At 76.5% G+C, this 23,570-nt stretch carries 25 protein-coding genes; 19 read left to right on the forward strand and 6 right to left on the reverse strand.

What is annotated here, in order from left to right; genetic code table 11:
- Positions 1-95 precede the first annotated feature (95 nt).
- The 3 genes from BMY88_RS05265 (at position 96) to BMY88_RS05275 (ending at position 3,386) form a co-directional block, all read left to right on the forward strand.
- On the forward strand, positions 96-1,037 hold the full coding sequence (locus BMY88_RS05265) for an NAD(P)H-binding protein (RefSeq protein WP_091940949.1): 942 nt from the start codon (positions 96-98) through the stop codon (positions 1,035-1,037).
- A gap of 136 nt (positions 1,038-1,173) precedes the next feature.
- Positions 1,174-1,707 carry a heme-binding beta-barrel domain-containing protein gene (locus tag BMY88_RS05270; RefSeq protein WP_091940951.1) on the forward strand — a complete coding sequence of 178 codons (534 nt, stop codon included), beginning with the start codon at positions 1,174-1,176 and terminating at the stop codon, positions 1,705-1,707.
- The gene (locus BMY88_RS05275; RefSeq protein ID WP_091940953.1) at positions 1,704-3,386 is read left to right on the forward strand and encodes a DUF885 domain-containing protein; all 1,683 of its coding nucleotides are present in this window, start codon (positions 1,704-1,706) and stop codon (positions 3,384-3,386) included. The genes BMY88_RS05270 and BMY88_RS05275 overlap by 4 nt, the downstream gene beginning before the upstream one ends.
- A gap of 132 nt (positions 3,387-3,518) precedes the next feature.
- On the opposite strand, the gene BMY88_RS05280 is transcribed toward BMY88_RS05275, so the two are convergent.
- On the reverse strand, positions 3,519-4,229 hold the full coding sequence (locus BMY88_RS05280) for a hypothetical protein (RefSeq protein ID WP_091940955.1): 711 nt from the start codon (positions 4,227-4,229) through the stop codon (positions 3,519-3,521).
- A 322-nt stretch (positions 4,230-4,551) separates the two neighbouring features.
- Positions 4,552-5,883 (reverse strand): Na+/H+ antiporter NhaA, encoded by a 1,332-nt coding sequence (nhaA, locus tag BMY88_RS05285; RefSeq protein ID WP_091940957.1) that lies wholly within the window; start codon positions 5,881-5,883, stop codon positions 4,552-4,554.
- A gap of 149 nt (positions 5,884-6,032) precedes the next feature.
- On the opposite strand from nhaA, the gene murD reads away from it, so the two are divergent.
- From murD to BMY88_RS05335, 11 genes are all read left to right on the forward strand, one after another.
- The gene (gene murD, locus BMY88_RS05290; protein WP_091940959.1) at positions 6,033-7,412 is read left to right on the forward strand and encodes a UDP-N-acetylmuramoyl-L-alanine--D-glutamate ligase; all 1,380 of its coding nucleotides are present in this window, start codon (positions 6,033-6,035) and stop codon (positions 7,410-7,412) included.
- The gene (locus BMY88_RS24295; protein WP_244524463.1) at positions 7,409-8,734 is read left to right on the forward strand and encodes a MurL-like N-terminal domain-containing; all 1,326 of its coding nucleotides are present in this window, start codon (positions 7,409-7,411) and stop codon (positions 8,732-8,734) included. The genes murD and BMY88_RS24295 overlap by 4 nt, the downstream gene beginning before the upstream one ends.
- 26 nt (positions 8,735-8,760) lie before the next feature.
- Positions 8,761-9,612 (forward strand): glutamate cyclase domain-containing protein, encoded by an 852-nt coding sequence (locus BMY88_RS24300; protein ID WP_280138700.1) that lies wholly within the window; start codon positions 8,761-8,763, stop codon positions 9,610-9,612.
- Positions 9,613-9,637: 25 nt separating this feature from the next.
- Positions 9,638-10,096: a Fur family transcriptional regulator gene (locus BMY88_RS05300; protein ID WP_091940963.1), complete on the forward strand. Its 459-nt coding sequence runs from the start codon at positions 9,638-9,640 to the stop codon at positions 10,094-10,096.
- On the forward strand, positions 10,093-11,196 hold the full coding sequence (gene ygfZ, locus BMY88_RS05305) for a CAF17-like 4Fe-4S cluster assembly/insertion protein YgfZ (protein WP_091940965.1): 1,104 nt from the start codon (positions 10,093-10,095) through the stop codon (positions 11,194-11,196). The genes BMY88_RS05300 and ygfZ overlap by 4 nt, the downstream gene beginning before the upstream one ends.
- Positions 11,193-11,939 (forward strand): 3-keto-5-aminohexanoate cleavage protein, encoded by a 747-nt coding sequence (locus BMY88_RS05310; RefSeq protein ID WP_091940967.1) that lies wholly within the window; start codon positions 11,193-11,195, stop codon positions 11,937-11,939. The genes ygfZ and BMY88_RS05310 overlap by 4 nt, the downstream gene beginning before the upstream one ends.
- Positions 11,936-12,493 (forward strand): RsiG family protein, encoded by a 558-nt coding sequence (locus tag BMY88_RS05315; protein ID WP_091940969.1) that lies wholly within the window; start codon positions 11,936-11,938, stop codon positions 12,491-12,493. Before BMY88_RS05310 ends, BMY88_RS05315 begins: the two co-directional genes overlap by 4 nt.
- Before the next feature lie 47 nt (positions 12,494-12,540).
- Entirely contained in the window at positions 12,541-13,524 is a 984-nt protein-coding gene (locus BMY88_RS05320; RefSeq protein WP_211435508.1) for an asparaginase, read from the forward strand.
- 87 nt (positions 13,525-13,611) lie between these two features.
- Positions 13,612-14,118, forward strand: coding sequence for a helix-turn-helix domain-containing protein (locus BMY88_RS05325; protein WP_091941628.1), 507 nt, complete (start codon positions 13,612-13,614; stop codon positions 14,116-14,118).
- A complete protein-coding gene (locus tag BMY88_RS23720; RefSeq protein WP_091940973.1) occupies positions 14,115-14,867 on the forward strand; it encodes a hypothetical protein in 753 nt (250 codons plus the stop codon). Before BMY88_RS05325 ends, BMY88_RS23720 begins: the two co-directional genes overlap by 4 nt.
- 136 nt (positions 14,868-15,003) lie before the next feature.
- A complete protein-coding gene (locus tag BMY88_RS05335; RefSeq protein WP_091940975.1) occupies positions 15,004-15,291 on the forward strand; it encodes a DUF2516 family protein in 288 nt (95 codons plus the stop codon).
- A 9-nt stretch (positions 15,292-15,300) separates the two neighbouring features.
- Here the strand turns inward: BMY88_RS05335 and BMY88_RS05340 are convergent, their stop codons facing one another.
- Together BMY88_RS05340 and BMY88_RS05345 are read right to left on the reverse strand one after the other, a co-directional pair.
- Positions 15,301-16,158, reverse strand: coding sequence for a spermidine synthase (locus BMY88_RS05340; protein ID WP_091940977.1), 858 nt, complete (start codon positions 16,156-16,158; stop codon positions 15,301-15,303).
- Positions 16,155-17,042 carry a class I SAM-dependent methyltransferase gene (locus BMY88_RS05345; protein ID WP_091940979.1) on the reverse strand — a complete coding sequence of 296 codons (888 nt, stop codon included), beginning with the start codon at positions 17,040-17,042 and terminating at the stop codon, positions 16,155-16,157. Before BMY88_RS05345 ends, BMY88_RS05340 begins: the two co-directional genes overlap by 4 nt.
- A 34-nt stretch (positions 17,043-17,076) precedes the next feature.
- Between BMY88_RS05345 and BMY88_RS05350 the strand changes: the two genes are divergently transcribed.
- Both BMY88_RS05350 and BMY88_RS05355 read left to right on the forward strand, forming a co-directional pair.
- On the forward strand, positions 17,077-18,084 hold the full coding sequence (locus BMY88_RS05350) for a UDP-N-acetylmuramate dehydrogenase (RefSeq protein ID WP_091940981.1): 1,008 nt from the start codon (positions 17,077-17,079) through the stop codon (positions 18,082-18,084).
- 142 nt (positions 18,085-18,226) lie between these two features.
- Positions 18,227-19,117 carry a DUF559 domain-containing protein gene (locus BMY88_RS05355; RefSeq protein WP_139220409.1) on the forward strand — a complete coding sequence of 297 codons (891 nt, stop codon included), beginning with the start codon at positions 18,227-18,229 and terminating at the stop codon, positions 19,115-19,117.
- Between the two features lie 72 nt (positions 19,118-19,189).
- On the opposite strand, the gene BMY88_RS05360 is transcribed toward BMY88_RS05355, so the two are convergent.
- On the reverse strand, positions 19,190-19,960 hold the full coding sequence (locus BMY88_RS05360; RefSeq protein WP_091940985.1) for an SDR family oxidoreductase: 771 nt from the start codon (positions 19,958-19,960) through the stop codon (positions 19,190-19,192).
- A 138-nt stretch (positions 19,961-20,098) separates the two neighbouring features.
- Between BMY88_RS05360 and mshA the strand changes: the two genes are divergently transcribed.
- Genes mshA through BMY88_RS05375 form a run of 3 tightly spaced genes read left to right on the forward strand, consistent with a single transcriptional unit; the run spans position 20,099 to position 22,699 of the window.
- Positions 20,099-21,382: a D-inositol-3-phosphate glycosyltransferase gene (gene mshA, locus BMY88_RS05365; RefSeq protein WP_211435509.1), complete on the forward strand. Its 1,284-nt coding sequence runs from the start codon at positions 20,099-20,101 to the stop codon at positions 21,380-21,382.
- Positions 21,379-21,900: a YbjN domain-containing protein gene (locus BMY88_RS05370; RefSeq protein WP_091940989.1), complete on the forward strand. Its 522-nt coding sequence runs from the start codon at positions 21,379-21,381 to the stop codon at positions 21,898-21,900. Before mshA ends, BMY88_RS05370 begins: the two co-directional genes overlap by 4 nt.
- Positions 21,901-21,940: 40 nt before the next feature.
- Positions 21,941-22,699 carry a phosphoglyceromutase gene (locus BMY88_RS05375; protein ID WP_091940991.1) on the forward strand — a complete coding sequence of 253 codons (759 nt, stop codon included), beginning with the start codon at positions 21,941-21,943 and terminating at the stop codon, positions 22,697-22,699.
- Between the two features lie 31 nt (positions 22,700-22,730).
- Here BMY88_RS05375 and phoU read toward each other — a convergent pair whose 3' ends face one another.
- On the reverse strand, positions 22,731-23,387 hold the full coding sequence (gene phoU, locus BMY88_RS05380) for a phosphate signaling complex protein PhoU (RefSeq protein ID WP_091940993.1): 657 nt from the start codon (positions 23,385-23,387) through the stop codon (positions 22,731-22,733).
- Positions 23,388-23,570: the final 183 nt, after the last annotated feature.

The raw sequence follows: 23,570 nt of genomic DNA on the forward strand, positions 1-23,570 counted from the left end.
ACAAGAGAGGGCATCGCTCTTGACTCGCTCGGAGCGGTTGTGCGACGGTCGATCTACACCGAGAGCACTGCTCTCGAACTGACCGGGAGGCCGTCATGGCGCTGCACGTGATCGTGGGCAAGGGGCCGGTGGGGACGACGACGGCGGAGCTGCTCGCCGCCCGAGGGCACGAGGTGCGGGTGCTCTCGCGCAGCGGTGGCCCCGCGGCGCGCCTCTCCGGGCCCGGCATCGAGCACCGCCGGGTCGACGCCGCCGACGCCGGAGGCCTGACCGAGGCCGCCCGGGGCGCGGCCGCCGTCTACAACGCGGTGAACCCCGCCTACACCCGCTGGCCGGTCGACTGGCCGCCCGTGGCGGCCGCCCTGATCGCCGCCGCCGAACGGACCGGCGCCGTCCTGGTGACCATGGGCAACCTGTACGGCTACGGCCGCCCGGACGGCGTCATGACCCCGGACTCCCCGCTCGCCGCCACCGACACCAAGGGCCGGGTGCGCAACCGGATGTGGGCCGACGCCCTCGCCGCGCACGAGGCCGGGCGGATCCGGATGAGCGAGGCCCGGGCGGCGGACTTCGTCGGTCCCCAGGTGCCCCCGGAGCACTCGCACCTCGTCCGCCAGCTCCCCGCCGTGCGCCGCGGCCGCCGGGCCTGGGTGGTCGGGGACCCGGACGCGCCGCGCTCGTGGAGCTTCCTGGACGACGTCGCGGCGACGCTCGCCACCCTCGGCACCGACGAGCGGGCGCTGGGCCGGGCGTGGCACGTGCCGAGCAGCCCGCCGCGGTCGCAGCGCGCGGCCATCGTCGACCTCTGCGCCGCTGCGGGCCGGCCCGCGGTGCCGGTGAGCGGCATCCCGTGGCCGGTGCTGCGGGCCGTCGCCGCCGTCTCGCCGATGATGCGCGAGATCGTCGACGTCCGGCACCAGTTCGACCAGCCGTACCTGATGGACGCCGCCGCGACGACCGAGACCTTCGGCCTGACGGCGACGCCGTGGGAGCGGGTCGTCGCCGCCACCGTCGGGGCGGCACCTCCGGCTGCGTGAGCAGGGGGACGGGGCGGCGTCCTACGGTGGAGCCCATGGTCGCTGCCTGGGTCCTCGTCGCCCTCGTGTCGCTGGCTGCCCTCGGCAGCGGGTACGGCGCCGTCCGCCTCGCCCGACGTCCCCGCGGGGCGCGTCGATGACCGGCCCGACCGAACTGCCGGTCGAGGACACCGTCGACGTCCGGACCGGTCCGGAGGTCGCCCACGACCTCCTCGGGCTGCTGCCGCTGCTGGGGGAGTGGCACGGCGAGGGGGTGAGCGTCGGCGAGGCCGGTGACCGGCGGTTCGGCCAGTGGGCCCGGTTCGCCCACGACGGCCGCGGCTTCCTCGCCTACGAGTCGCGCACGTGGCTGATCGACGACGACGGGAAGCCGGCCGGGCCGGCCGCGCGGGAGGCCGGCTTCTGGCGTCCGCGCGGGTCCGACGACGTCGAACTGCTCGTCGTCGACCCCGCGGGGCTCGTGGAGCTCTACGTCGGCCGGGCCCGGACGACGACGAGCTGGGAGCTCACCTCCGACGTGCTGGCGCACACCCCCGACGGGCCGGACGTGACCCGCGCCGTGCGCCTCTACGGGGTCGTGGAGGGCGCGCTCATGTACGCCATCGACCGCGCCACCGGCGACGCCCCGCTCCGGCCCACGATGTCGGCGCGGCTCGACCGCCTCCGGTGAGCGGTCCGGCGCCGACCCCGCGGCAGGTCGCCGACCGCTACGTCGCGCAGCTGTGCCGGCTCGACCCGCTGGTCGCCACGTCGCTGGGGGACCCCGCCGGTGCCGACCGGCTGCCCGACCCCTCCCCCGCGGGGCTCGAGGCCCGCGCCGAGCTGGCCCGCCGCACCCTCGCCGAGCTGGCGGCCGCGCCGGCGACCGACCCCGGTCAGCGGCGCTGCGCCCGGCTGCTGCGCGAGCGGCTCGGCGCCGACCTGGCCCTGCACGACGCCGGTGAGGGCCTGCGGGAGCTGTCCCACCTGTTCAGCCCGGTGCACGCGATCCGCCAGGTCTTCATGCTCATGCCGGCGTCGACCGGGGAGGACTGGTCCGTCCTGGCCCGCCGCATGGCCCAGGTGCCCGGCGCCTACCGGGGGTTCGTCGCGACGCTGCGCGAGGGTGCCGGCCGGGGTCTGCTCGTGGCGCCCCGGCAGGTGACCACCGTCCTCGGGCAGCTCGAGACGTGGCTGTCCGGGCCGTGGTTCGGGACCTTCGCCGCGGCGGGCCCGGCGGCGCTGCGCCGCGACCTGGACGCCGCCGCGGCGGCCGCCGACGGCGCGGTCGCCGAGGTGCGCGACTTCCTGCGCGACGAGTACCTGCCGCGCGCCGAGGGGACGCCGGACGCCGTGGGTCGCGAGCGCTACGCCCTGGCCGCCCGCCGCTGGACCGGTGCCGAGCTGGGGGCCGGCCGCCGGCTGGAGGAGGCCTACGCCTTCGGCTGGGACGAGCACCGGCGCCTGCTGGCCGAGCAGCGGCGGGCTGCGGGCGAGGCGCTGGAGGGGGCGGGACCGCGCGAGGCCATGGAGTGGGCGCAGCGGCACGGGCCCGCGGTGGCGGGGGTCGAGGCCACCCGCGCGTACCTGCAGGGGGTGATGGACCGCGCCATCGACGCCCTGGACGGCGTGCACTTCGACATCGCGCCACCGCTGCGCCGGGTGGAGGCGGTGGTGTCCCCGCCGGGCAGCGCGGCCGGCGCCTACTACACCCAGCCGTCGCAGGACTTCGCGCGCCCGGGCCGCACCTGGCTGCCGGTGCTGGGTCGCGAGCGCTTCCCGCTCTGGGACCTCGTCTCGATCTGGTACCACGAGGGCGTTCCGGGGCACCACCTGCAGCTGGCCCAGTGGGTGCTGCGCGCGGGCGAGCTGTCGACCTTCCAGACGTCGGTGGGCATGGTCGGTGCGGACATCGAGGGCTGGGCGCTCTACGCCGAGCGGCTGATGGACGAGCTCGGGTACCTGACCGAGCCGTGGGCGCGGCTGGGCTACCTGGACGGGCAGCAGCTGCGGGCGATGCGCGTCGTCGTCGACCTGGGCATGCACCTGGGCCTGCCCGTGCCCGCCGACGCCGACGGGGTGCTCGCGGACGCCCGTGGCCGGCCGTGGACGCCGGAGCTCGCCCGCGCATTCCTCGGCGAGCACAGCGGCAGCACCACGGCGTTCCTGGACAGCGAGCTGGTGCGCTACCTCGGGGTGCCGGGGCAGGCGATCAGCTACAAGCTCGGCGAGCGGGCGTGGCTGGCGGGGCGGGCGGCGGCCCGGCGGAACCGCGGCGGCGACTTCGACCTACGGGCCTGGCACATGGCGGCGCTGTCGCAGGGGTCGCTGGGTCTCGACGACCTGGAGTCCGAGCTCGCCGTCCTGTAGCGGGCAATTCCGCGCTTCTGCCCCAGGGCAATTCCGCGCTATTGCCCCGGGGCAACTTCGCACTATTGCCCCGGCGCAATTCCGCGCTTCTGCCCCGGGCAATTTCGCGCTTCTGCACGGAAGAGGGGGCGCTCAGGTGCGGGGGGCGACCGGGTTGACGGTGTCGGCGGCGTAGTCCACCTGGTCGTCGGGCCGCGCCGGGTGCACCTCGAGCCGCGACCCGAGCAGCGCGTCCAGGACCTCGACCGGGCCGCCGACGTAGGTGCTCATCAGCTCTGGATCGGTGGCCACGCACCAGGCGCGGTCGGCCGGCCACCACAGTGCCGGGCTCTGCTCCTGAGGCTCGGGCGCCATGTTCGCCGCCGCGAGGGTGATCGGACCGGCCAGCAGCAGCAGCTCGCACGAGGGCAGCACCAGGCGCGGGGCGTCGGTGCCCGTCTCGTCGCACGCGCCGAAGAAGCAGCGGTCGGGGGTGGTGGTGGCGCCGGTCAGCAGCGCCGCCAGTTCGACGGCCACGTGCGCGGGCAGGTGGCCGGGGGCGGGGGTGTCGTTCCAGAGGTCGGGCTGGTCGTCCTCGCCGACGTAGTCCCAGGAGCCGGTGACGCCCGGCCACTGCATCAGCCGGTGGGCGGTGCGGCCGTTGAACGCCGCGACCTCGTCCCAGCGGACGTCGACGTCGTCGTCCCCCTCGTAGCGGACGGCGGGGTGCAGCAGGCGCGCGTAGGCGGGGTAGCCGGCCGGCACGAGGGCGGCGACGGTGCCGGGGCGGCCGGCGCGCACGGCGTCGGCCAGCCAGGCTGCGGGGGAGAGGTCGGTCTCGGCGGGGCGGCCGGCGAGGAGCACGGCCCGGAACCTACCCGGAGGACGGACAACCCCCGGGCTGCTCCGCGGCGCCGTGCCCTGGAGACCAGGGGAGCTGCGCGCGGGCCGACTGGACTCGGTCGGCGGCCCGGGGGTCGGGTGACTGTCCGGTTCTCGCTCGCCGCCGTACGACGGACGGGCGATCGTGCCGTCGTTCGGATTCCACTCCGAACGGGCGGCCCATCTGGACGGCGGCTAGCGGACAGCCACCTCACGTGTCCTGTAAGCATGCAAGTTACGGACCACCTCCTCTCTCGTGTACCTCGACGGTACGACGCGTCCGGGGGGTCGGCAACGCGCTTTTTCAGCCGTCCGCGGAACCGCCGGCGGGCCCCCGCTGGTAGACGTCGGGGATGCCGTCGGCGTCGGCGTCGACCGCCTCCTCCTCCGCGATCGCCCGGTAGCGGCGGTTGCGCAGCCGCAGCAGCACGGTGGCCAGGAGCGCGGCCGCCACCGTGCCTGCGAGGATGCCCACCTTGGCGTGCTCGTAGGTGTCCGACCCCAGGCCGAAGGCGAGCTCGGTGATCAGCAGCGAGACCGTGAAACCGATGCCGCCGAGCAGCGCCAGCCCGACGACGTCGGGCCAGCCCAGGCTCTCGTCCAGCTCGGCGCGGGTGAAGCGGGAGACCAGCCAGGTGGCCGCGGTGATGCCGACGGCCTTGCCGGCGACCAGCCCGACGGCGATGCCCAGCGCCACGCTGTCGGTGGCCGAGGCGCCCAGCCCCGACAGCCCGCCGAACGCCACGCCGGCGGAGAAGAAGGCGAACACCGGCACCGCCACCCCCGCCGACAGGGGTCGCAGGCGGTGCTCGAAGTGCTCGGCCAGCCCCGGGCCCGCCTCTGGCCCCCCAGCGGCGTCGCTGCGCACCACCGGCACGGTGAAGGCCAGCAGCACGCCGGCGACGGTCGCGTGCACCCCGGACTCGTGCATCAGCACCCACGTCGCCGCGGCCAGGGGGAGCAGCAGCCACCAGCTCCGGACCCGCTTCTGCACCAGGACGCCGAAGACGGCCAGCGGGACCAGCGCCAGCAGCAGCGGTCCGACGGCCAGCTCCTCCGTGTAGAAGATCGCGATCACGACGATCGCCAGCAGGTCGTCGACGACGGCCAGCGTCAGCAGGAAGATCCGCAGCGCGGCCGGCAGATGCGTGCTGACCACGGCGAGGACGGCGAGCGCGAACGCGATGTCGGTGGCCGAGGGAATCGCCCAGCCGCTCAGGGCACCGTCGTCGCGGCCCAGGTTGAACAGCACGAAGAACAGGGCCGGCACGGCCATGCCGCCCACTGCCGCCGCGATCGGGATCGCCGCCCGGCGGGGATCGCGCAGGTCGCCGGCGACGAACTCCCGCTTGAGCTCTAGGCCGGCGACGAAGAAGAAGATCGCGAGCAGGCCGTCGGCCGCCCAGGTGCTTAGGGTCAGGTCCAGGTGCAGGGACGACGGCCCCACCCGGGTGTCCCGCAGGGTCTCGTAGGCGGCCGACCAGGGCGAGTTCGCCCAGACGAGGGCGATCAGCGCGCCGATCAGGAGGAGGACGCCGCCGACGGTCTCCTGGCGCAGGACCTCGGCGATCCGTCGCGCCTCGGGCCAGGTCCCGCGCGAGAGGACGGGCGGGACTCCGGAGGCGGTACTCGGCACGGGGCGGCTCCAGGCGATGGGGTCGGCTCTGGTCTGCTCACCGAGGAGCAGACGCCGACCAGACTTCCCGGCACACCGCGGGCCAGCCTACCGGCGCCGGACCGCGACGACCCGGGGGACGCGGCCGGGGGTCCGTAGAGTGGGCAGGCGTGGAAACCGCCCCCGCCGCACCGCCGCGGGAGCGCTCCGTCCGGCTCGAGGAGCTCGCCGGCACGCGCGTGGGCGTGTGGGGCCACGGGCGCGAGGGGCACGCCGCCGTCCGTGCGGCGCTCACCGCCGGGGCCGCGGGCGTGCACGTCGTCGACGCCCGCCCGGTGGACCCGGCGGGGCTGCCCACCGGCGTCACCGTCTCCGCGGACGTCGCCGACCTGGCCGGCTGCGCGTTCGTCGTCCGGTCCCCGGGGATCAGCCCCTACCGGCCGGAGGCCCGCGAGCTCGCCGAGCGGACGTGCGTGACGACCGGCACGGGCATCGCGCTGGCCGAGTTCGCGCGCCGGGCCGTCCCGACGCTGTGCGTGACCGGCACGAAGGGCAAGAGCACCACCAGCGCGCTGGCCGCGGCCGTGCTGGAGGCCGCCGGCCGGCCGGCCGTGCACGCCGGCAACATCGGCACCCCGCTGCTGGACGTCCTCCTCGACGGGACGGCGGAGCAGCGCACCCTGGTCGTGGAGATCTCCAGCTACCAGGCCGCCGCGGTGCCCGACTTCACCGGCCTCGGCGCGCTCACCTCGCTGGCCCCCGAGCACCTGGACTGGCACGGCGACGCGGCCACCTACTACCGCGACAAGCTGCGGGTGTTCAGCGCCTGCCCGCCGCGGTCGGTGGCCGTGGCCCCGCAGGCGCGGGAGCTGGCCGGGCGGTACCTCGACCCGGCGCAGCTGGTCGACCCGGCGGCGCTCGTGCCCGCGGACCTCGCCGGCGCGCTGGCCCCGCAGCACCTGCTGGGCGAGCACAACCGGGACAACGCGCGGCTCGCCCTCGCCGCGTGCGCGCTGCTCGGTGTCGACCTCGCGGCGTCCGCCGAGGCCGTCCTCGGCGCCGTCGGCGGCTTCCGGGCCCTGCCGCACCGGCTGTCCCCGGTCGCCCGCCGCGGCGACGTGACGTTCGTCGACGACACCCTGAGCACCACCCCGGTCTCGGTGCTCGCCGCCCTCGACGCGCTCGCCGGCCGGCCCGTGACGCTCATCGCCGGTGGCCAGGACCGCGGGCTGGACTACACGGGGCTGGCGTCGGCGTTGGCAGCCCGCAGCGACGCCGTCGCGCTGGTGACCGTGCCCGACACCGGCGCGCGGCTGGCCGCCGACGTCCGCCGGACCCCCGGTGGGGCGGAGGTGGCCGTCACCGAGGCGGCGTCGCTGGACGACGCGGTCGCCGCGGCGATCGGGACGACGGCGCCCGGCGGTGTCGTCCTCCTCTCGCCCGGTGCCCCCAGCTACAACCGCTTCCGCAACTACGAGGAGCTGGCCGCCCGGTTCACCGAGCTCGTGCTCGCCGCCGGCGCGACCGCCCTCCCAGGAGCCGCCCGATGACCGATCCGACCGCCCCCTTCGAGATCACCGACCGCACGCTCGACCTCGCCACCGGCGAGGCCGCCTTCAGCTACCGGCTCGGTGACGACGAGTTCACCGAGCGGCTGACCCTGGACCCCGCGCTGCTGCCCGCCGCGCCGTCGGCGGAGCTGGACGCCGCCCTCGACCTCGTGCACCTGGTCATGGGCACGAGCTACTACAAGCTGCGGGCGTCCGGCCGCGTCGTGGTGCGCCGGCCGATCACCAAGGCGCAGCTCGCCGTCGCCGAGGCCGCCTACGGCCCCGGGCTGGGGGAGTTCGCCGCCGTGAACCGGCTGCCGCTGCCCCACGTCGTCCGCTGGGACGTCGAGGTGCGCGACGCCCCGGCGCTCCCCGCCTCGGGCGGGACCGCCGGCCCCCTGCTGCCGGTGGGCGGCGGTAAGGACTCGGCGCTGGCGCTCGTCGTCCTGCCCGACGGGACGGCGCTGGCGGTCAACCCGACCGACGCGCAGCGCGACGTCGCCGGCGCCGCGGGGGCGCCGCTGCTCGGGGTGCGCCGCCGGCTGGACCCCCTGCTGCACCGGCGGACGGCGGAGGGCGGGCGCAACGGGCACGTGCCCGTCACCGCGATCAACTCGGCGATCTCGACGCTGGTCGCCGTCCTCGGCGGCTTCGATCCGGTCGTCTTCGCCAACGAGCGCTCCGCCGACGAGGAGACGCTGTCGGTCGGCGGGGTCCCGGTGAACCACCAGTACTCCAAGTCCTACGAGTTCGAGCGGCTGTTCGCCGCCGGGGCCGCCGAGGTGGGGGTGGGCTACTTCAGCCTCACCCGGCAGCTGTCGGAGCTCGCCACGGTGGCAGCCGTCGCCGCACTCCCGCTGCGCGAGCACATCCTGTCCTGCAACCGCTCCTACACCCAGCGGCACATGGGCGGGGAGGCGACGCAGCGCTGGTGCCTGCACTGCGACAAGTGCCTGTTCACCTTCCTGATGTTCGCGGTCTTCCTGACCCCGGCCGAGGCGGAGCGGATGTTCGGTGGGAACCCGCTGGACGACCCCGCCCTCGTCGACGGCTTCCGGGTGCTCTGGGCCACGGACAAGCCGTTCGACTGCGTCGGCGAGCGGGCCGAGAGCGCCGCCGCGATGGCCTTCCTCGCGGGCACCCGGGCCTGGGGGGACCGGCCCGTCGTGCGCGCCCTGGGCGAGGAGGCCGCCGCGTTCGCCGCCGCCACGGGGTCGACCGTCGCCGGCTTCCTGCCGCCGCGGGGCGGGCACGCCGTCCCCGAGCGGTACCTCGCCCCGCTGCAGCAGGCCCTGGCCGCCGGCCGTCCCCCGGTGGAGTAGCGCTGGACCCGCTCGAGCGGGCGCTGCTGCGCCCCGGCGCGCGGGACGTCGCCGCGCTGGCCGCGCACGCGGCCGGGCAGCTCGGCCGGCTGGCGGCGGTGCTGGCCGGGGCGGCCACGGCCGGACGCCGGATCGGCCTGGTCACCGGCGTACACATCGCCTGGGCCCCGCTGCCGGCTGCGGAGACCGACGGCCCCGTGGGCACCGCCGTCCTCGCCCGGGCGCTGACCTCGCTGGGCGGGGAGCCGGTCGTGCTCACCGACGACTGGTGCGGGCCGGTGGTCGACGCGTGCCTGGCCGCGGCCGGGTGCGGTCCGGCGGTCGTGGTCGGCCGGGCGGCCACCGAGGACGACGTGCGGACGGCGGTCTCCGCGCTCGACCTCGGCGCGCTCGTCGCGGTCGAGCGCCTGGGCCCGAATCGGTCCGGCCGGGTCCTGACCATGCGCGCGGTCGACATCACCGCCTCCACCGCGCCGCTGCACGCGGCCTTCCTCGCGCCGGGCGTCCCCACCGGCGCGGTGGGCGACGGTGGCAACGAGATCGGCATGGGCGTCGTGCCGCCGGAGGTGGTGGCCGCCGCGGTCGCGCACGGCGCCGAGATCGCCTGCCGCACGCCGGTCGACCACCTCGTCGTCGCGGGGACCTCCAACTGGGGCTGCTACGGCGTGGTCGCGGCGCTCGCCCGCGCCGTGCCGGACCGGGCGGACCGCCTGCTGGCGCTGCTCACCCCCGACCTGGACGCCGCCCTGCTGTCGGCGGCGGTCGCCGCCGGCGGGATCGACGGGGTCACCGGCGAGCCGGCGCCGTCGGTGGACGGCATCGCGGTCGCCGACTACGCCGACCTCTTCCCCGCCCTCGTCCGGCTGGCCCGGGCATAGGGCCCCCCGGGCATAGGGTCGAACCATGGCCGAGACCCCCGCCCCCGAGGCCGAGCCGCTCGCCGAGCGGCTCCGCGCCCGCGGCCTGCGGCTGACCCCCCAGCGCAAGCAGGTGCTCGCCGCCGTCGCGGCGCTCCAGCACGCCACCCCCGAGGCCATCGGCGCCCGGCTGCGCGAGGAGGCCGGCCCCGGCGGGGCGGCGCCGGACACCTCCACCGTCTACCGCAACCTCGAGTTGCTGGAGCGCCTCGGCCTGGTCTGGCACACCCACCTGGGCAAGGGCGCGCCGGTCTACCACGCGTTCGAGCACCCGCACCTGCACGTCGTCTGCTCCGCCTGCGGCGCGATCGAGTCGGCTGATCCGCACGTGCTCGACGCCGCGGCGGAACGTCTGGCGGCCGATCTGGGTTTCAGTCTGGACATCGGACACGTCGCCCTGTCGGGCACGTGCCGGGCCTGCCGCGAGAACGAGGACGCACCGTGAACCCATCCCCCCTGCTCGCCCGCCCCGGTGCCGTCGCCACCGAGGGCGGCGCGACGGCCGCCCACTACGGCGACCCGCTGCGCGAGCAGCGGCTGCTCGCCGAGGGCGCCGGGCTGGTCGACCGCAGCGACCGCGACGTGCTCACCGTCCCCGGCGCGGACCGGCTGACCTGGCTGCACAGCCTCACCAGCCAGCACCTGGAACGGCTCGCCGACCGCACCGGCACCGAGGCGCTGTTGCTCTCCCCGAACGGGCACGTCGAGCACCACATGGTGCTCGCCGAGCTCGACGGCGTGGTCTGGCTGGACGTCGAGCCCGGCGCCGGTGCGGCGCTGCACACCTTCCTGGACCGGATGCGGTTCATGCTCCGCGTCGAGCCGGCGCTGGTCACCGCCGACTGGGCCCTGCTGTCGCTCATCGGCCCGCGCGGGGACGACGTGCTCGCCGCGGCCGGGTTCCCGGTGCCCGCGGAGCCCACCGCCGTCGCCCCCCTGCCGGGTGGCGGCTGGGTGCGCCGGATGCCGCCGGTCGACGACGGCGCCCCCGTGGTCGACCTCCTCGTGCCGCGCGCCGCCCTCGACGCCACCGCCGACGCGCTGCTCGGCGCCGGGGCCGCCGCCGCGGGGCTGGACGCCCTCGAGGCGCTGCGGGTGGCGGCCCGCCGTCCGCGGCTGGCCGTGGACACCGACCACCGCACGATCCCCAACGAGCTGCCGTGGCTGAGCACCGCCGTCCACCTGCAGAAGGGCTGCTACCGCGGGCAGGAGACCGTCGCCCGGGTGCACAACCTGGGCCGGCCTCCGCGCCGGCTGGTGCTGCTGCACCTGGACGGCGTGAGCGAGGACCTGGCGGCGCCCGGCACCCCGGTGCTGCTGGGGGCGCGGGAGGTCGGTCGCGTCGGCACCGTCGTCCGGCACCACGAACTCGGCGTCGTCGCGCTGGCGCTGGTCAAGCAGTCCGTCGCCGCGGACGCCGAGCTGACCGTGGCCGGCTCGCGCGCCTCGATCGACCCCGACGACGCCCCGGCGGCCCTCGACGCGGAGCAGGCCGCGGCCCGGGAGCGGGTGCGGGCGGTCCGGTCTGCGACCATCCAGCGGTGACTTCGCCGGACGCAGCGGGAACCTCCGGGACGCTCGTGACCCTGGCGCCGGCCCCGGCCGCGCCGGACGTGCTGGCCACCACCGGGCGCACCTGTCAGGCCGTGGGCGCGACCGTGCTGGTGCTGCCGCCCCTGGAGCCCGCCGCCGCCCGCGAGGCCCTGGCCGCCCTGCGCGAGGAGACCGACCTGCTCGTGCAGGCGGCCGATCCGGCGCTGGGCGCCGACCTGGTCACCGTGCCGCTGGGCGCCACCGACGCGCTGCTGGACGAGGTCCTCGCCGAGGTGGCCCGCCGGGGCGCGACGCCGGTGTACGAGGCCGGCTCGCTGGCCGACCTCGACGTCCTGGCCGGGCTGGCGCACGGCCCCGGCCCGGTGCGGGTCGCCCTCCTGCTGGGCGCGCGCGGGGGGCTGCCGGGCACGCTCGCCTCGGTCGCCGCCTGCCTGGAGCGGCTCCCGGCCGGCGCGCTGTGGTCCGCCGCCGGCCGCGGCGCCGCCGCGATCCCCGTGCTGCTGGCCGCCCTCTCGGCCGGCGGTCACGTGCGGGCCGGCACGGCCGACACGCCGGAGCCCGGCGACCCTGCCCGCGCCGACCTGCAGCTGGTGGCCCGCGCGGCCGGGCTGGCGCGGATCGCCCAGCGCCCGCCGCTGCCCCCCTTCGCCGCCCGTGACCTGCTGCTCGGCCCGCCCGCCGGGCCGGTCGCGCCCCGAACCGCCCCCGACCCGACCTCCGTGGAGATCCGATGACGACCCAGCCCCTGCCCGCCGGCGGCGCCGCCGTCGACGCGCTGCTCGACCCCGGTTTCCTCGAGAACGCGGTCGGCAGTTCGATGGCCGAGGTCCGCCGGCTGCGGCGCCAGGCCGAGCAGGAGGAGGTCAACCTCTCCTACACGCGGCGACTGCTGCAGGGGCGGCTGGACATCCTGCGCCGGGAGGTGCAGCGCCGCGCCGAGCACGACGGGCGGTCGCTGGTCGACCTGCTCCCGGAGATCCTCGCCGAGAAGGGCCGCGGGCCCGCGCACGGCCTCGGGCGGCACCAGACCGTGCAGCCGGCCGCGCCGGAGGAGTACGAGTCGTGGGTCAACGCCCTGACCCCCGGGGTGGACCTGCTGGCCATCAGCGACCTGTCCGACGCCGACCTGGAGCGGTCGGCCCGCGCCCTCGCGGCGGCCGAGGGGCAGCTGTCGGAGCGCCGGCGGGGCGTGCAGCAGGTGATGGACGGGCTGGCCGGGGAGCTGGCCCGCCGCTACCGCAACGGCGAGGCGGACGTCGCCGCGCTGCTGGCCGACGAAGGGCGCTAGGTGACAGGCCCCGTCCTCCGCGCGAGCCTCCGGACGGGGCCGTCGTGGTGAGCTCCTGGCCCGACACGCCGGTCCTCGTCGAGGTCTGGCGGTCGGGGTTCCTCGAGTCGGTGCACCGCGGCTCGCTCGTCGTCCTCGCCGCCGACGGGACGGTCGTCACCGCCCTCGGGGACGTCGACCGCCCGATCCTGCCGCGCTCGTCGAACAAGCTCGTGCAGGCCACCACGTACCTGGACGCGGGCTGGTCGCCGGCCTCGGCCGAGGAGCTGGCCATCGCCGCCGGCTCGCACAGCGGCGAGGACGCCCACCGCGACCTGGCCGCCGGAATCCTGGCCGCCGCCGGCCTGGCGCCCGACTACCTGGGCTGCCCGGCGGCGCTGCCCCAGCACGAGCAGACCCGCGCCTCCTGGCTGGCCGGGGGCCGACTCCCGGAGCGGCTGGCGATGAACTGCTCCGGCAAGCACGCGGCGATGCTGGCCGCCTGCGTCGCCGCCGGCTGGCCGACGGCGGGCTACCTGGAGCGCGAGCATCCGCTGCAGCAGGCGATCGAGGCGCGGCTGGGCGAGGCCGCCGGCGAGCCCGTGTCCGCCGTCGTGGTGGACGGCTGCGGCGCGCCGCAGCACGCGCTGTCGCTGACCGGGCTGGCCCGCGGCGTGCTCTCCCTGGTCGCCGCTCCTGCCGGCAGCCCCGGCCGGCGGGTGGCCGACGCCGCGCGGGCGCAGCCCTGGTACGTGGCCGGGACCGGCCGGGAGGACACGGGTCTCATGGCCGCCGTCGCCGGCCTGCTGGTCAAGGGCGGTGCGGACGGCGTGCACGTGGCCGCGCTGCCGGGCCGGGGTGCGGTCGCGCTCAAGCTGGACGACGGCGGCGACCGCGGCCGGGGCCCCGCCCTCGCGGCCGGGCTGCGCCGCCTCGGCGTCCCGCCCGAGCCGCTGGCCCCCTGGGTGCTGACCCCGGTCAGCGGCGGGGACGGCGTCGTCGGCGAGGTCCGCGCGGCCGCCGCGCTGACCGGTGGCCGCGCGGACAGTTGAGCCGAACCGCGGAGGTGTGAGGGGTCTCACGCCGAGTGCTTGCTCAACCGCTTGCAGGAGCTAGCACATCCGGCTAGCGTCGTGTCCGTGCAGACACCGACCGAGTTCGTCCGCGAGCAGGTGAGCACCGTCCGCGAGAAGGTGGACCAGCTCGCGGGCAGCGTCGCCGGCACCGTCGCAGCCTCGAAGTCCGAGGTCAGCGCGACCGGCTCGCAGGTCGGCGACTTCATCCGGGAGCAGCGCAACGCCGCCCGGGTGTCGCTCCGGGAGCTCGCCCGCACGGCAGGGGTGAGCAACCCGTACCTGTCCCAGGTGGAGCGTGGTCTGCGCAAGCCGTCGGCGGAGATCCTCGCGGCCATCGCCAAGGGGCTGCAGATCTCGGCCGAGACGCTCTACGAGCAGGCCGGGATCCTCGACCGCCGGTCGGGCAACCCGGACACGATCGCCGCCCTCCGCGCCGACGAGGCGCTCTCCGAGCGGCACCGGGCCGTGCTCCTGGAGCTGTACGAGACCTACGTCCGCGAGCACGCAGCAACGCAGAAGCCCAGCACCCCGAACTCGACGACCCCCGACCCCTCGAAGGAGTCCGCATGACCACCACCGAGATCCTCAAGACCTACGGCGAGCAGCTCGCCGAGCGCGGCCGCACCCCCGTCCTGGCCCTCGTCGGCGCCGGCGACCTGGCCGTCGAGCGCGCCCGCGCCCTCGTCGGCTCGCTGGTCTCCCGCGCCGAGGCCCTGCCCGGCGAGGCCCAGGTGCAGGTCGACCTGGCCACCAAGGAGGCCCGCACCCGCGCCGAGGAGGCCGCCGGCCGCGCCCGCGGCGCCGTCCAGACCGCCCGCACCACCGCCGTCCAGTTCGGCGGGCTGGTGAAGCCGGAGACCGTGCGCGCCACCGTCACCGGGCTGGTCGACACCGCCCGCACGCAGGCCGCCGGCACGCTGGAGACCCTCGCCGAGCGTGGCGCCGGGGTCGTCGACGAGCTCCGCCGCCAGCCGACCTTCCGCAGGGTCGTCGCCCGTGCAGAGCGCGCCGTCGACGCCGTCGAGGACTCCCTCGAGGAGGTCCTCGAGGAGGGCGCCGAGACCGTCGCCGAGGCGTCGGACAAGGTGACCTCGGTCGCGCAGAAGACCGCGGCGAAGGCGACGAAGGCCGCTGCCAAGGTCGAGGACGCCGTCGACGAGGCCGCGGACTCCGCCAAGGCCGGCCTCGAGGCCGCCGAGCAGCCCGCTGCCAAGCCGGTCAGGAAGCGCACCACCCCCGCCCGCTCGAAGGCGACCGCGAGCACCTCGGCCCGCGTCAACGGCACCCGCTCGACGAAGCGGACCGAGCCGACCGTCTGACCGACGCGAGCACCGACGAACCGTCGGGACCGGCCAGGGCCCCGGAGCTGCCACGAGCGCTCCGGGGCCCTGTCGCGTCCGGTGCCGCTCCCGCGCGGGACACCGGCCGGGCGGGTGCCGCGGGTACCCTGCCGCCATGGAGTTCCAGGGCCTCGTGTACCTCGCGCTGTACTACGGGACCCTCGCGCTCACCGTCTGGGCCCTGGCCGACGCGCTCGTCCGCCCCGCCGTGGGCTACGTCGCCGCCGGCAAGCTCACCAAGCCGATCTGGCTGGCCATCACCGGGCTGGCCGCGGCCGTCATCTTCCTGACGAAGTCGCCGCTGACGTTCCTCGGCCTGCCCGCGGTCATCGCCGCGATCGTGTACCTGGTCGACGTGCGCCCCGCCGTCCGCGGCCTGCGCCGCGGCAACACCGGCTGGTAGGCCGCGCCCTCAGGCGAAGACGCCGGGCGGTGGCTCCGGCGAGGGCACGGCCGCCGCGTCGGTCACGGGGAGGGCGTCCCCGGTGAAGCGGTCCAGGTCGGCGCCCTCCACGACCCGCGCCGGCATCGGGTCCCCCGCGCAGCGCCGGGTGAGCGCGGCGACGGGCAGCGGGCGGTCGGAGGCGACCGCGACCAGGTTGCCGAACCGGCGGCCGCGGAAGGTGCCGGGCTCGGCCACGAGGCAGACGTGGTCGAACACCGCCCGCAGCGTGGCCACCTGGCCGCGCGCGAAGCGCAGCGGCGGGCCGTCGGCGACGTTGGCGGCGTAGACCCCGCCCGGCCGCAGCACCCGCCGGACCTGCGCGGCGAACTCGATCGTCGTCAGGTGCGCGGGCGTGCGCGCCCCGGCGAAGACGTCGCACACGACGACGTCGGCGCTGTCGGCGTGCGTCGCCTCCAGCCCGGCGCGGGCGTCGGCCGCCCGCACCCGCACCCGCGCGCCCCGCGGCAGTGGCAGGTGCGCGCGGACAAGCTCGGTGAGTGGCTCGTCGACCTCGACCACCCGCTGCCGGGAGCCCGGGCGGGTCACCGCGACGTAGCGGGCCAGCGTCAGGGCCCCGCCGCCCAGGTGCAGCACGTCCAGGGCGGCGCCCGGGTCGGCAGCCAGGTCCAGCACGTGGCCCATCCGCCGCACGTACTCGAACTCCAGGTGCGCGGGATCGGCCAGGTCGACGTGCGACTGCGGCGTGCCGCCGACCAGCAGCACCCAGGCGCCGTCCCGGTCGGCGTCGCCCAGCAGCTCGGCGATGCCCCCGGCCACCGGCACGCGCCCCGGCGGCGGCAGCGGGTCGGCGGCCCGCCGGCTCACCGCGGCGTCCCCTGCCCGGCCGGTGCCACGGCCGACCAGCGCACCGTCAGCTCGCCGTCGCGCCAGCGGCGGGTGGATCCGACCAGCGGCCAGCCGGAATCGGCCAGGGACTGCGCGGCCGCGGCCCAGCGCTGGCGCGGGCCGAACGCCGACAGCCCCGCGGCGGAGGCCCAGGCGGCGTCGAACGCGCGCAGGAAATCGTGCACCGGCTCGCCCGGCACGTTGTGGTGGATCAGCGCCTTCGGCAGCCGCTCGGCGAGGTCGGACGGGCGCTCCAGGTCCGAGACGCGTGCGGCGAGGGTGAGCGTGAGCGGCCCGTCGGCGTCGAGGGCGACCCAGGCCGAGCGCCGGCCCCACTCGTCGCAGGTGCCCTCCACGAGCAGGCCACCCGGCGCGAGCGCGGCGCACACGGTCTGCCACGCGCGGGCCGCGGACTCCTCGTCGTACTGGCGCAGCACGTTGAACGCGCGCACCAGCACCGGGCGCAGGCCGGCCAGCTCGAAGCCACCGAGCCGGAAGTCCAGCCGGGGCGGATCCCGGTCGGCGGCCACCGCGGCGACCCGCTCGGCGTCGATCTCCAGGCCGACGACCTCCAGCCCGGGGACGCGGGGCGCCAGCCGCTCGGCCAGCTCCACCGTGGTCACCGCCGACGCGCCGTAGCCCAGGTCGACGACGAGGGGGTGGGCGGCGTCGCGCAGCCGGGGCACCTGGGTGGCGACCAGCCAGCGGTCCACCCGCCGCAGCCGGTTGGCGTTCGTCGTCCCCCGCGTCGGCAGCCCGAGCGCGCGGGCCCGCCCGGCCGCCAGCCGGGGGTTGGCCTTGCGGGGGCCACCCGCGGGGAGGACGGCGCGGCGCTTGTGGTCGCCACCGCTCGCCTCGCTCACCGGTCCCGAGGGTAGTCGCGGCTAGCGTGGGCGCGTGCAGGTCCGCTCCGACGTCCCACTCGCGACGCTCACCACCCTCGGCGTGGGCGGGCCGGCCGAGCGTCTGGTGGAGGTCACCGACGCCGCCGAGCTCGTCGCCGCCGTACGTGACGCCGACGAGGCCGGCCGCCCGCTGCTGCTGCTCGGCGGCGGCTCGAACGTCGTCGCGCCGGACGAGGGGTGGCCCGGGGACGTGGTGTGGGTGCGCTCCCGCGGGATCGCGCAGCGTGGCGCCGAGCTGGAGGTCCAGGCCGGCGAGCCCTGGGAGGCCGTGGTCGCGCACGCCGTGGCCGCGGGGCTGGCCGGGATCGAAGCGCTGGCCGGCATTCCGGGGTCCACCGGCGCGACGCCCGTGCAGAACGTCGGCGCCTATGGGCAGGAGGTCGCGCAGGTCGTCACCGCCGTGCGGGTGTGGGACCGCGCCGAGAAGCGCGAGCGGACGCTGACCAACGCCGAGTGCGGGTTCGCCTACCGGGACAGCCGGCTCAAGCGCGACCCGGGCCGGTTCGTCGTCCTCACCGTGGGGTTCGCGCTGGTGGAGTCCGCGGTCTCCCGGCCGGTCGGCTACGCGGAGCTGGCCCGGGCGCTGGGCCTGGAGCTGGGCGAGGTCGCGCCGCTGGCCGCCGTCCGCGAGGCCGTGCTGGGCCTGCGCCGCGGCAAGGGCATGGTCTGGGACCCGGCTGACCCCGACACCCGCAGCGCCGGCTCCTTCTTCACCAACCCCGTGGTGCCCGCCGAGCGCGCCGTCGAGGGGTGCCCCGGCTGGCCCGCGGGCGACGGCGCGGTCAAGCTCAGCGCCGCCTGGCTGGTGCAGTCCGCCGGCTTCGGCCGGGGCACCCGCCGCGGCCGCGTGGGCACCTCCCCCCGGCACAGCCTCGCGCTGACCACCGAGCCCGGCGCGACCGCCGCCGAGCTGCTCGCCTTCGCCGACGACGTCGTCGCCGCGGTGCAGAACCGCTTCGGCGTCACGCTCGAGCGCGAACCCACCGCCGTCCGGCCGTAGGGGAGTGGGCCTTCCGCCTGCTCCCCCCGCCGAGATCGGCGATCTCGGCACCATCGCCGGCTCATGCCGCCGAGATCGCCGATCTCGGCGGGGTTGTGGACGGCGCAAGCGGGGAGGTGCCCTCCTCGGCCACCCTGCCGCGGTGCCCAGCCGACGTCCGCGCTCCCGTGTCCTCGGTCCCGTCACCAGGTCCGGCGCCCTGGCTGCCGGCATCTCCGACCGCGAGCTGAGGCATCCCGCCGTCGAACGCCTGTCGCGGGACACCTACCTGCCCCGAGGCATGAGCGCGGACCTGCGCCATCGCGTGGCTGCGGTCCTCCTGACGGCGCCCGCGGACACGGTCGTCAGCCACCTCACCGCGGCCGCGCTGTGGGGCGTCGAGGTGCCGCTGGTCGACCGCGTCGACCACCGCGTGCACCTGATCGTGCCGACCGGGTCCCGGGCCGAGGGCCGGCGGGACCGCAGCGTGCACCGCACGGGTCTGGGCGAGGGCGACGTCACCCGCCGCGGTGACCTGCCGGTCACGACGCCTGCACGGACGTGGCGGGACCTGGCCGGCGTGCTTCCTCCCCAGGCGCTGCTGGCGGTCACCGACCAGGTGCTGGCCCGGTGGTGCGGGCCGGAGGAGCTGGCCGCGCAGATCGAGCGGCGTCCCACCGGGCGGGGGGTGGCCCGTGCGCGCCTGGTGCTGCCCCTGGGCGACCCGCGAGCGGAGTCCCCGATGGAGTCCATCACCCGCTGGCTCGTGCATGCGGCGGGCCTACCCGCGCCCGAGCTCCAGCACGTCGTCCGGACGGCGGAGGGCGGGTTCCTCGGGCGGGCGGACCTCGCCTGGCCCCAGGCCAGGGTGCTCGTGGAGTTCGACGGCGACGTCCACCGCGAGCGGGACGTGTTCGTCGCCGACCTCCGTCGGCAGAACGCCCTCGTGGCCGCCGGCTGGGTCGTGCTGCGTTTCACCTCGGCCGACGTGCTGGGGCGCCCGGACGAGGTGGTGGCCGCGATCCGCCGCGCCCTGCGGAAGGCCCGCACCTGACGAGATCGGCGGTCTCGGCGCCTGGAGCACGGGATGCCGCCGAGATCGCCGATCTCGGCGGGACCGGGAGGGCTACTCCCGGTGGACCTTGTGCTGCGCGGCCTGGGCGCGCGGGCGGACGACGAGCAGGTCGACGTTCACGTGGTGCGGGCGGGTGAGCGTCCAGGCGATGCAGTCGGCGACGTCCGCGGCGACCAGCGGCTCGCGCACCCCGCGGTAGACGGCCTCGGCGGCCTCGGCGGAGCCGGTGCGGTTGAGCGCGAACTCGTCGGTGCGCACCATGCCCGGCGCGATCTCGATGACCCGGATCGGCTCGCCGCACAGCTCCAGCCGCAGCGTCTCGGCGAGCGTGTGCACCCCGTGCTTGGCGGCGGTGTAGGAGGCGCCGCCCTCGTAGCTGATCATGCCCGCCGTCGAGCCCACGAACAGGACGTCGCCCGCGCCCGAGGCGCGCAGCGCCGGCAGCAGCGCCTTGGTCAGCCGGACCGCGCCCACCACGTTCACCTCGAAGGAGCGCTGCCAGGAGTCGACGTCGGCCTCGGCCACCGGCTTCGCGTCGAAGGCGCCGCCGGCGTTGTTGACCAGGACGTCGACCCGGTCCAGCGCCGCGACGAAGGCGTCGACCGAGGTGGGGTCGGTCACGTCCAGGGGGAGGGCCCGCCCGCCGATCCGGTCGGCGAGCTCGGTCAGCCGGTCGAGCCGGCGCGCGCCCAGGACGACGTGGAAACCCTCGGCGGCCAGGCGCTCCGCGGTCGCGGCGCCGATGCCGCTGGAGGCGCCGGTGACCACGGCGGTGCGGCCGGAACCGGGCAGGTCAGCAGGGGGGAGTGACACACCGGACATGTGGACATCCTGGCGCTGTTGCAGGATGGGAGGTCGACAGGGGTGCCGCGGGGCGCGTGCACCCGACCCTCGTCGGTCCGAGCAGGAGGTCGCACGCGCGTGGTGTCCCGCCTGCACGTCCCCGGTCCGATTCGCCGGGTGGCCACCCTGTCGGTGCACACCAGCCCCCTCGACCAGCCCGGTGCCGGCGACGCCGGAGGCATGAACGTCTACATCGTCGAGGTGTCGCGGCGGCTCGCGGCCCGGGGCATCGCCGTCGACGTCTTCACCCGCGCCACGTCCAGCGACCTGCCGCCCGTGGTGGAGATGAGCCCCGGCGTCGTCGTCCGGCACGTCCCCGCCGGGCCGTTCGAGGGCCTCGGCAAGGAGGAGCTGCCCGCGCAGCTGTGCGCCTTCACGGCCGCGGTGCTGCGCGAGGAGGCGCAGCACGAGCCGGGCTACTACGACGTCGTCCACTCGCACTACTGGCTCTCCGGGCAGGTCGGCTGGCTGGCCCGCGACCGCTGGAGCGTGCCGCTGATCCACAGCGCGCACACGCTCGCCAAGGTGAAGAACGCGGCGCTGGCGGCCGGTGACCGGCCCGAGCCGCGCTCCCGCGTGATCGGCGAGGAGCAGGTGGTCGACGAGGCCGACCGGCTGATCGCCAACACCGAGGACGAGGCGCGCCAGCTGGTGCAGCACTACGGCGCCGACCCCCGCCGCACGCTCGTGGTGCCCCCGGGCGTCGACCTGGACCGGTTCCGGCCCGGCGACCGCGCCGCGGCCCGCCGGTCGGTCGGCGTCCCGGCCGACGCGGTCGTGCTGCTGTTCGTCGGCCGCATCCAGCCGCTCAAGGCGCCGGACCTCCTGCTGGAGACGGCGGCGCGGATGCTCGCCGACGACCCGGCGCTGCGCGAGCGGCTCCGCGTCCAGGTCATCGGCGCCCCGAGCGGCTCCGGCCTGGACGCCCCCCGCCGGATGCAGGAGCTGGCCGCCCGCCTGGGCATCGCCGACCTCGTGCACTTCCTCCCGCCGCAGCCCCCGGACCGCCTGGCCGAGCACTACCGGGCCGCCGACGTCGCCGTCGTCCCCAGTCACAACGAGTCCTTCGGGCTGGTCGCGCTGGAGGCACAGGCCTGCGGCACCCCGGTCGTCGCGGCGGCCGTGGGCGGCCTGCCGACGGCGGTGCGGGACGGGGTGTCGGGCGTGCTGGTGGCCGGTCGCGACCCGGCCGACTACGCCGCCGCCGTCCGGGCCGTCCTCGGCCGCCGGGAGCTGCTCTCCGCGGGAGCGCGCCGGCACGCCGCCGCCTTCTCCTGGGACCGCACCGCCGACTCGCTGGTGGAGGCCTACTCCGCCGCGGCCGCCGAGATGGCCGGCACCGCGCTCGGGCACCGCGGCGGCGGGCTCCGGGTCGTCGGCGGCGCGCAGGTGGCCCGGTGACGCGGCGGCCGGTCGAGGAGCTGGACGCGGTGATCGCGGCCGCCCTGGCCGACGCCGAGCTGGAGCACGAGCACCCCGCGCCCGGGCAGTGGCTGGTCGACCTGCCGGGCACCAAGAAGCTGAAGACGGTCTGCGGGCTGGTGGTGGGGGAGCACGCGCTGCGCGTCGAGGCCTTCGTCTGCCGCCAGCCCGACGAGAACCGCGAGCAGCTGTGGACCTACCTGCTGCAGCACAACGCGCGCATGTACGGGGTGGCCTTCTCCATCGACGCCGTCGGCGACATCTACCTGACCGGCCGGCTGCCGCACGCCGCCGTGACCGCCGAGGAGCTCGACCGGGTGCTCGGCGCCGTGCTCAGCTACGCCGACGACCACTTCAACACGATGCTGGAGATCGGCTTCGGCACGTCGATCCGCCGGGAGTGGGCGTGGCGGGTCAAGCGCGGGGAGTCCCTGCGCAACCTGGAGGCGTTCGCGGACTTCGCCGACCCCGACCGCCGTCCGCGCTCGGGCGCCTGACCCCGACCGGCTCCACGGGCGCCGGGCGCCGTCGGGCAGGATGGCCGCCGTGACCGGGACTCTGGTGCTGCTCCGCCACGGCGAGAGCGAGTGGAACAAGGCGAACCTCTTCACCGGCTGGGTGGACGTGCCCCTGTCGGAGAAGGGCCGCGCCGAGGCAGCCCGCGGTGGCCGGCTCCTGGCCGAGCACGGCCTGCTGCCCGACGTCTCGCACACGTCGCTGCTGCGCCGCGCGATCATGACGGCGGAGCTCGCGCTGCACGAGGCCGACCGGCAGTGGATCCCGGTGAAGCGCTCGTGGCGGCTGAACGAGCGCCACTACGGCGCGCTGCAGGGCAAGGACAAGGCCGCCACGCTCGCCGAGTACGGCGAGGAGCAGTTCATGACCTGGCGCCGGTCCTACGGCACCCCGCCGCCGCCGATCGACCCCGCCAGCGAGTTCAGCCAGGACGGCGACGCGCGCTACGCCTTCCTGCCGCCGGAGGTCCGGCCGGCCACCGAGTGCCTGGCCGACGTCGTCGTCCGGATGCTGCCGTACTGGTACGACGCGATCGTCCCGGACCTGCGGGCGGGGCAGACCGTGCTGGTCGCGGCGCACGGCAACAGCCTCCGCGCGCTGGTGAAGCACCTCGACGGCATGGGCGAGGACGAGGTCGTCGGGCTCAACATCCCGACGGGGGTGCCGCTGCGCTACGACCTGGACGACGACCTGCGGCCGACCACGCCGGGCGGGCAGTACCTCGACCCCGAGGCCGCCGCGGCCGCGATCGAGGCCGTCAAGAACCAGGGCAAGAAGTAGCGCCGACGAGCGGGGGCCGGGAGGGCTGCGCTCAGACGGAGCCGCGCATCTCCATCTCGCCGGTCACCAGGTAGACGACGCGGCGGGCCACGCTGACGGCGTGGTCGGCGAAGCGCTCGTAGTACCGGCCGAGCAGCGTCACGTCGATCGCCTGCTCCATGCCGTGCGGCCAGGTGTCGGCGAGCAGCTCGGTGAACAGCTGCCGGTGGATCCGGTCCATGAGGTCGTCGTCGGCCTCGAGCTGCGCGGCGGCCTCGACGTCGAGCTTGGCGATGACCGTCGCGGTCTTGCTGACCAGGCCCTCGGCGATGTGGCCGGCCTCCAGGAACAGCGGGCGGACCTCCTGCGGCACCGCGGGGTCGGGGAACCGCATCCGCGCCACCTTGGCGACGTGGACGGCGAGGTCGCCCATGCGCTCGAGGTCCGCGACGATCCGCATGGCCGCGGTGACGGTGCGCAGGTCGGTCGCGACCGGCTGCTGCCGGGCGAGCAGGGCGAAGCAGCGCTGCTCGATGCTCTCCCGCACCGCGTCGATGTGCTCGTCGCCGGCGATGACCCGGTCGGCGAGGGCGACGTCGGCGTCCAGGAGGGCGGTGGTGGCCGTGCTCATGGCCGAGCCCACCGAGTTGGCCATCTCGACCAGGGAGGCGTTGATGTCCTCGAGTTCCTCGCGGTAGTGCTCGCGCACGGCTGACTCCTCCTCGCCGGCCCGCGGCCGGGGCCGGGGCGGTCTCGGGTGGGCCCGGTGTTCCGGCACCCGCACTCAGGAACCGAGGGTAGGCCGGGCCCCCCGACGCCGTCCGACCTGCGAGGTGAACGCGGGGGCACGGGCACGTGAACAGTCCGGCCGCCCGGTCGTGGCGCCACTCGC

The sequence above is a fragment of the Trujillonella endophytica genome (assembly GCF_900110555.1).
Classification (GTDB): Bacteria; Actinomycetota; Actinomycetes; order Mycobacteriales; family Geodermatophilaceae; genus Trujillonella; species Trujillonella endophytica.